Origin of the sequence: Ferrovum myxofaciens (assembly GCF_000735045.1) — a bacterium.
GTDB classification, from domain to species: Bacteria; Pseudomonadota; Gammaproteobacteria; order Burkholderiales; family Ferrovaceae; genus Ferrovum; species Ferrovum myxofaciens.
In genome coordinates this window covers 1-7,349 of record NZ_JPOQ01000145.1, presented here as the reverse complement: position 1 = coordinate 7,349, position 7,349 = coordinate 1, and the positions used below count along the sequence as shown (strand labels likewise).

Sequence of the window (7,349 nt, the reverse complement as noted above, 5' to 3'; positions counted from 1 at the left end):
AGGATGGTGGCCTCGCTGTCCTGTATGGGAATATCGCGGAGAAAGGCTGCATCGTGAAGACGGCCGGTGTGGACGAAAGTATCCTGAAGTTCTCCGGCAAGGCGCGTGTGTTCGAAAGCCAGGACGTAGCGGTGGAAGCGATCCTCGGCGATACGGTGCATGGGGGCGACGTCGTCATCATTCGCTACGAAGGCCCGAAAGGCGGTCCAGGCATGCAGGAGATGCTGTACCCCACGTCGTACATCAAATCGAAGGGGCTCGGCAAGGCCTGTGCGCTGTTCACGGACGGCCGCTTTTCCGGCGGTTCCTCCGGCCTCGTGATCGGCCATGCCTCGCCGGAAGCGGCGGAAGGTGGCGCCATCGGTTTGGTGGAAGAGGGGGACATGATCGATATTGACATTCCCTCACGCTCGATCAACCTGCGCGTCACCGCCGAAGACCTGGCGTATCGCCGCGCCACGATGGAAGCGCGCGGTCTCGACGCATGGCAGCCAGTGAACCGCGTGCGCCCTGTCTCGCAAGCGCTGCAAGCCTACGCCGCGCTGACAACCTCCGCCGACCGCGGCGCAGTGCGCGACCTGTCGCAACTGAAGCGCTGCCCCCCACAGACCCCGAAAATACAAGGTGACCATTGAAAAAAAGGGGGTGACGCGCGGTCACCCCAAGTGATGCTGGAGACGTTCAAAGACTATTGGGCCAGACGCGGTGGGCTCACTACGCCATAGGAGGTTTGTGTCGAACTGCTTGAAGACGACGAGGACGAGGACGCCATATTGACACTTGCGCTGGAGTTGCTGATGCACCCCATGGACAGGGTGGCGTTGATCGTGCCATTGACCGCTGACAGGACATGGAGACAGGCAAAACCGACAATAGTCTGCTTGCCATGGGGCCCCGGGGTGGCACTGTCCACCACGGGAACGATGGAATATTCGCAGGAGTGATTTCCGGCTGCGCTGCAATTGTTGATGGTCGTGTAAGGATCTCCCCCGTCCTGCTGGTTTCCCTGATTGTTATCGTTCCCCTGATTCTGGTTGTTGTCGTTGCCCTGATTCTGGTTTCCATTTCCTTGCTGGTCTACCCGAAGGAGGCCAGAGGATGGGATTGAAAGCTGAAGGCGGCTGAAACCCGTTGAGTTGACCGAGGCAGGAAGGTGGCCTGCGCGGATCAAACCGATGAGGGAGCGGGATTGGGCCAGGTGTTGTCGGGATTCCCGCTGGCTATGATGCTGATCTCCACTATTGCCCTGGCTGCCCTGGTTGCCCTGAGAACTGCTGTAGTCACCGTTTTCCAGATCGATCTGGTCACCCACATGAAGATCCTCGGGGTTGCCGTTTTGCGCTACCTGTTCAGAGTGGCTGAAAATACTGTTGTCGGGTTGTGAAGTCAGGGGGGTGAATTGTCCGGTGATGCAACTGTTCCCACTGCTTTGTCCCGATCCGATGCCTATATTGACGCTGACCCCCGCACTGGTATCCCCCGTATTGACACTGGCGCCAACATGGGCGTCGGCCCCCAAGCCTTGGCCCGCGCCTTGGCCAGGACCGTTCCCGTTACCTGGGCCGCCTGCCCCCTGGCCTGTGCCCTGAACAGTATTGGCGCTTCCGTTGCGATCTGCACCGCTATTGGTCACCCTAACAAAGCCCGATCGATAGCCCTGGAACTGAAGTGCGCTTGCGGGCAGGGCGTAGGCCATCCGTACCAGATGAGGTTGGTTATTCACCACATAGTTCATCAGCGGGGCGGCATGGCGTGTGCCATGCTGTGCATTCGTGAACCGTAGGAAAGAGGCACTGTTCTCGCTGTTATTTTGTTGTTGCTGATTATCCTGCTGTTGTTGCTGATTGTCCTGTTGTTGCTGCTGATTGTCCTGTTGGTTTCCCTGATTCTCTTGTTGGTTCCCCTGGTTTTCCTGATTTCCGTTCCCACCAGAACAGGTATGGGTGGGGCCTATCTGGATCTGATCGGTTTTGGGCTGATTATTGTTGCTGTCCCAATACTGGTTGATGGCGCATTGAGGAATGGCGATGGGAAGATGGGTCCCCCCTGCGCCCAATCCCGAACTGTTCTGGTTCTGGACAATAGCCGTGGAAGTGGCCGTCACATTCATGCTGTTCATGCCAAGGATGCCGGCAAAGAACAGGTTGACACGCTTGGTGTAGGTGACCCTGACGGCAGCATCATTGGAAGGGGCGCTCGAGTTGAGGCTTTTCCAGTAGTTGGCATTGACTGTGAGCGTATCTTGTTTTTCGATGGGGGTATTCAGGTCGGCCGTAGTGTAGACTGGCCCATTGGGACTATTGTTCATGGCGGAAAAGTCAGGGGAAGAAGAACCCTGGGTGTACAGCAGTCCTGCCCCACGCAGGGCAGCGGCATCGGCGGCATTCTGGACATCATTGCGCGCCACCATGACATTGCCCACATCCACGGCCATGGCCCCCACGCCCATCAGGGCTGTCATGGAGAGCGCGGCGGCAATGCTGACGGCGCCACGCTGCTTCGACAGCAGGGAAACGCGGGACGATGCTGAAATTCCGAGAAATTTATTCATAATACATCACCGCCTTAGAAGAAAGGTTATTCGAACCCTGGACAGCGCTCAACGAGCCCAAGCCCAGCCCCTGAAAAGTGTATTGGACGGTGACCTCGATCGCCGCACCGTTGTTATTCATGCAATTGACCGTCACCGTGGGTGAGTTGTTGCTCCCTCCCTGGTAGGAAATGAGGGTATTGGCCGCGTAGTTGCTGGCCACCATGCAAGCCGTTCCCGATCCGCTGCCTGAACAGGGGCTGCTGCCCTGAATGGCATTGATGCCTGGGTCGCTACAGGAAACGGGATGTGCCAGAGAGACCGACTGAGCCGAACCCCAGCGCGCCCCTTCCCGTGCCGCGTTGGTGACCATGATCTGGTCATACATCAACGTGCCAAACTCGATGATCCCGAACATGAGAAGTAACATGAGGGGAAAAATGAGGGCAAATTCCACGGCGGCTACACCACGCTCACTGGACATGATCTTTTTCCGCAAGATTGACGAGTGTGATTTTAACGCCAATAAAAACGGAATCGCAAGGGATATTTTTCGTAACCCATTGTTGGGTAATGTAAATATTATAAGGTACAAGGTAAATCCCAGAAGAAATGGTAAAAATATAACGTAATCCATGGGGTGAAATACCACAAGTTTGTGATTCAACTCGTTATGTATTTAGGAGGCGGTTTCTGGGTATAGTTATTTATGATCAATAAAGACAGTCATTATTTCCTACTCAGTGACGGGGTGATTCCTGTGGTTGTCTCGGGGAATGATTTAATGATTCGAGATCAACAGGATAAGTTAATGGAGCCTCAAAAAATTATATTGATCAAGACAAAATTCTCATGTTATAACATGCACTCGTGGCAAAAGTTTATTGGGGGCATCGTGGACTGGCAAGGAAAGAGACGTCGTCGGTTTAGGGTATCTGTGGTTAAATGAAGGTTCAGCATCATCTTTTGAGTACCAAAGCCAAAGGGAGAAAGTCATGAAAAAGTTCATTCTGGGATTGAAACGTTTTGTGGGTTCGGAAGAAGCCGTCACCGCCATCGAGTATGCCCTGCTGGCGGCGTTAATTGCGGTGGCTGTGATTGGAGGAGCGAGTATGCTGGGTGGTAATGTTCAAAAAGAATTTACCAGTATTGCTGGTGTGGTTTGATTCCTGGTGTCCGGCGAGAGCATGAATGACGGTTCATGCTCTCGAAGCAATCGTTCTGGGCAGCGTACTCGTAGTTGCCGCGTGGACGGATATCCGTTATAGACGGGTACCGAATGTGTGGTTGGGTCTGGGCCTGGTAGCGTATGTGATCCTGTTCTGGCTGTTTGGGTTCGATCCATGGAAGGCTGTGCTGGGCGGGTTGCTGGGATTGATTGTGTTTCTGCCTTTCTATTGGTTGGGCGGGATGGGGGCGGCAGACCTCAAGTTGCTGGGTCTGGTGGGGGTGTATCTGGGGCCGCAGGGCGTGTTATACAGTGCGCTCTACACTGCCTTGGCAGGGGGTGCATTGGCGGTTCTGGCCTTGGTCTTGCGCGCTTCGCGTCGCTTGCCCTACGCGGTGGCCATTGCCGTGGGGGTGGGGGTTTATGAGTTCCGATCCTTTCTGTCATTTTGAGGGGAGTGAGAAATTTTAGAGCGAGTTGATGTGTTGAATCGGGAGCAGAAAGCGGTAACGCCATGCAAAAACAAAAAGCGCTGTTATTTCTGATCATTTCTCTTGTGCTCAGCGCATTGACCCTGTGGGGGGCGGTGCGCTGGGTCAATCGTCAGATTGATTCCCGCGTTTCCCATCAGTCGGTCAAGGTAGTGGTGGCGTCCTTGCCGATTCAGGCCGGTGAAAACCTGAATGCGGGCATGCTCAGAAAGATCGACTGGCCCGCCAAGGAACCCATTATCGGTGGCTTTTCAGATCCCTCCCTTTTGAATAATCGTATTGTGGTCACCCCTTTGGCTCTGGGGGAACCGGTGCTGGAGTCACATCTGGCGCCGGAAGGCAGTCGTGCGGGATTGTCGGCCCTGATTGGCCGAGGCAAGCGGGCCATGGCCGTCCATGTCAACGATGTGGCGGGGGTAGCGGGGTTTGCCTTGCCGGGCAATCTCGTGGATGTATTGGTCAGCCTGCAGGATGAACAAAGCCACATGATTTCCAAGATCGTGCTTCAGGATGTGCGGGTATTGGCCGTTGCACAGGATGTCACCCTGAAGGATGACGTCAAAGCTAAGGTGGTGAATTCCGTAACCCTCGAGGTGACCCCGCAGCAGGCCGAAACTCTGGATTTGGCCAAAGCCGTGGGGGCGGTGAGTCTGGTGCTGCGCAATCAGGTGGATAAAAAGGAAGTGATCACCGCCGGAGTGCGAAAGGCCGCCTTGCTGGGCAATGCTGCGGTACCGGAAACGCCGATCCATACTGCAGTTAAAGCCCATTGGGTGGAACGGGCGAATCCTTCCATCGAGATCATCCGTGGCACCGTTCATGGGTCCACCGTCCCGCAATAGAGAATGACATGAAAATAATCCAATGGGTGATGGGCGTATCTTGGCTGCTGATGGTGGGGGTGGGGTGGGCTGATCCCGTACCTTCCCCCCTCCTTCCGCTGGCAACGCCGGTTCCGGTGGTGGAAGCGCCTCCTCCGCAGGTGTCGGGAGATCGCGCGCCCTTATTGCAGTTGCCGCTGAACAAATCCTTGCGGGTGCACGCGGAGGCTCCCCTGGTGCGGGTATCGGTCTCCAATCCGGAAATCGCCGATGTCAGTCTGGTGCGTAATCGCGAAATCTTTCTGGTGGGCAAGAAAGTGGGCAGCACCAATCTGTTTCTGTGGACCAAGGATGGCGCCATGACCTCCATGGACGTGGTGGTGTCCATCGATATATCCGGATTGCAGGGCAAATTGCGCGAGTTGGTCCCCCAGGAGAAAGGGGTGACGGTGAGTGCGGCAGGAGAATCCTTTGTATTGTCGGGATCGGTGGCCAATGGCGTGATTCTTCGCCAGATCGTCTTGATCGCTGAGCAGTACGGGGGCAAAAAGATCGTCAATTTGCTGGCCACGCGCAACGTTTCGCAGGTGATGCTGGAAGTCAAGGTGGTGGAAATCCAGAAAACTCTGGATGACCGAATGGGGGCCAATACAGCGTTGGGACAGCAGGGGGGAGCGACTTTTGGTGGCGTAAGTTCCTTCCCCAATGCGACTCCCACTCAAACCATTGCCAATACGGGAGCCTCCGCGCTGGTTTCAAATTTCACTCTGCTTGGTGGGGTGGGATATACCGGAAGCATAACCAATATGACCCTGCAGGGGGAAATCGACAAGGGACGGGCCAAGGTATTGGCGGAACCCAATATCGTGGCCATGAGCGGTCAGGAAGCCTCTTTTCTGGCCGGTGGAAAGATCTATATCCCCATTCCGCAAAGTACGGGCGTGGCGGGTGGGGTTTTCATTACGCTGCAGGAAGAGGACTATGGAGTAGGTTTGAATTTCATGCCCACGGTACTGGATGGAGGAAAAATCAATCTGCGGGTTTCGCCTGAGGTTTCCGAGTTGCTGACCACGGGGACAACCTTTGGATCGGGAAGCAGTTCCATGGTCGTCCCCACCATTACCACACGACGGGCGTCCACCACCGTTCAGTTGAACGATGGAGAAAGTCTGGCGATCGGTGGACTGATTCAGAGTAATATTCTGGAGACCATCAAGGCTTTTCCCTTGCTGGGAGAACTGCCCATTCTGGGACCCTTGTTTCGCAGTTCGGAGTTTCAACACAATCGAACCGAACTGGTGTTTGTGGTGACGCCCCATCTCGTTCAGGGGACGACGCAGCGGGTTGCATTGCCTTCGGACAGTTTCACGCCCCCGACCCGAACCCAGTTTCAACTCGAGGGCAAAATGGAAGGAGATGAAAAATGAAATCAGTCCAGTTGGCTGTCTGTATGCTCCCACTTCTGATGATGGTCGGGTGTGCCGAATACGAGGGAGATCCGCGTTTTGGTGAAGCGGTGCGCAACAATATTGCCCTGCAATCCGTTACGCCCCCTGCTCAGGTGTCCGTTGCCCCCATTGCGCTGGATGGCGCGACTACCAAGGCGACCATGGACAATTATATTTATTCCTATCTGCATCCCCAGTCCCTGGCCAGTTCCCTGGCCGTGGGGATGGGGGCTTCTGCTGCGGGAGCGGGCCCGACCGCGGCTCCTGTGACGACTCCAACGGGTTCCTACTGAGCATGATGATTCTCCGGGTTGAGTGGGCGCATCGATGAAGATCACGGTCCTTTCAAAAAATAACGCCCTGCTTCACCGGGTCAAGGTGACGCTGCTTGGGGCGCGGGATAATGACCAGGTCGAATTGGTGAACCGGTCAGCCAGTCATCTTGATCTCGATATGCCGGACATTGCCAATGCCAATCTTCTGATTCTCGATGGCTCGGAGGAGGAAGCACCGGATTGGGTCAATATCGAGAAGTTCAATTTGCAACATCCCCATTCCAGCACGATTCTGATCTGTGCCGAGCGGATAGAGCAGATTTTGGTTCAGGCCATGCGGGTGGGCGTGCGCGATGCCCTGTATCTGGCCGAACTCGAGGACCGGTTGATTGAAGTGGTGGAACGGGCACGTTCCCGTCAGGCGGCCTTCGAGGGCGCCTTGCGGGGCGGGAAGGTCTATTCCTTCATTCCCAGCAAGGGGGGGAGTGGGGTGAAGTGGACCCCTGTGTCAAGACAATAATGCCTTGAGTTTAAGTTGTGCATTCGACTTCACTCGCAGCTGGACGGCGCTGCCCCGATTTTGCATCTGGTTTGGTTTTCACTATTTCATCTGATG

At 55.4% G+C, this 7,349-nt stretch carries 8 protein-coding genes and 1 pseudogene; 7 read left to right on the top strand and 2 right to left on the bottom strand.

All coding sequences use genetic code 11. The annotated features are described in order from the left end of the window. A pseudogene (locus IV91_RS0111895) lies at window positions 1-635 on the top strand (dihydroxy-acid dehydratase); the annotation flags it as partial. Window positions 636-688: 53 nt separating this feature from the next. Here the strand turns inward: IV91_RS0111895 and IV91_RS0111890 are convergent. Together IV91_RS0111890 and IV91_RS0111885 are read right to left on the bottom strand one after the other, a co-directional pair. Then, on the bottom strand, window positions 689-2,551 hold the full coding sequence (locus IV91_RS0111890; RefSeq protein ID WP_031598678.1) for a pilus assembly protein TadG-related protein: 1,863 nt from the start codon (window positions 2,549-2,551) through the stop codon (window positions 689-691). Then, entirely contained in the window at window positions 2,544-3,014 is a 471-nt protein-coding gene (locus IV91_RS0111885) for a TadE/TadG family type IV pilus assembly protein (protein ID WP_031598675.1), read from the bottom strand. The genes IV91_RS0111890 and IV91_RS0111885 overlap by 8 nt, the downstream gene beginning before the upstream one ends. Before the next feature lie 511 nt (window positions 3,015-3,525). Between IV91_RS0111885 and IV91_RS17405 the strand changes: the two genes are divergently transcribed. The 6 genes from IV91_RS17405 (at window position 3,526) to IV91_RS0111850 (ending at window position 7,253) form a co-directional block, all read left to right on the top strand. Beyond that, window positions 3,526-3,696 carry a Flp family type IVb pilin gene (locus tag IV91_RS17405; protein ID WP_062188218.1) on the top strand — a complete coding sequence of 57 codons (171 nt, stop codon included), beginning with the start codon at window positions 3,526-3,528 and terminating at the stop codon, window positions 3,694-3,696. A gap of 25 nt (window positions 3,697-3,721) precedes the next feature. Further along, the gene (locus tag IV91_RS0111870) at window positions 3,722-4,150 is read left to right on the top strand and encodes an A24 family peptidase (protein WP_051862655.1); all 429 of its coding nucleotides are present in this window, start codon (window positions 3,722-3,724) and stop codon (window positions 4,148-4,150) included. A gap of 62 nt (window positions 4,151-4,212) precedes the next feature. Then, the gene (gene cpaB, locus IV91_RS0111865) at window positions 4,213-5,031 is read left to right on the top strand and encodes a Flp pilus assembly protein CpaB (RefSeq protein WP_051862653.1); all 819 of its coding nucleotides are present in this window, start codon (window positions 4,213-4,215) and stop codon (window positions 5,029-5,031) included. Between the two features lie 8 nt (window positions 5,032-5,039). Next, the gene (locus tag IV91_RS0111860; RefSeq protein WP_082783253.1) at window positions 5,040-6,437 is read left to right on the top strand and encodes a type II and III secretion system protein family protein; all 1,398 of its coding nucleotides are present in this window, start codon (window positions 5,040-5,042) and stop codon (window positions 6,435-6,437) included. Continuing rightward, complete coding sequence (locus IV91_RS0111855; RefSeq protein ID WP_031598663.1) at window positions 6,434-6,751, top strand: hypothetical protein; 318 nt, start codon at window positions 6,434-6,436, stop codon at window positions 6,749-6,751. The genes IV91_RS0111860 and IV91_RS0111855 overlap by 4 nt, the downstream gene beginning before the upstream one ends. 34 nt (window positions 6,752-6,785) lie before the next feature. Further along, window positions 6,786-7,253 (top strand): hypothetical protein, encoded by a 468-nt coding sequence (locus tag IV91_RS0111850; RefSeq protein WP_031598662.1) that lies wholly within the window; start codon window positions 6,786-6,788, stop codon window positions 7,251-7,253. Window positions 7,254-7,349 lie beyond the last annotated feature (96 nt).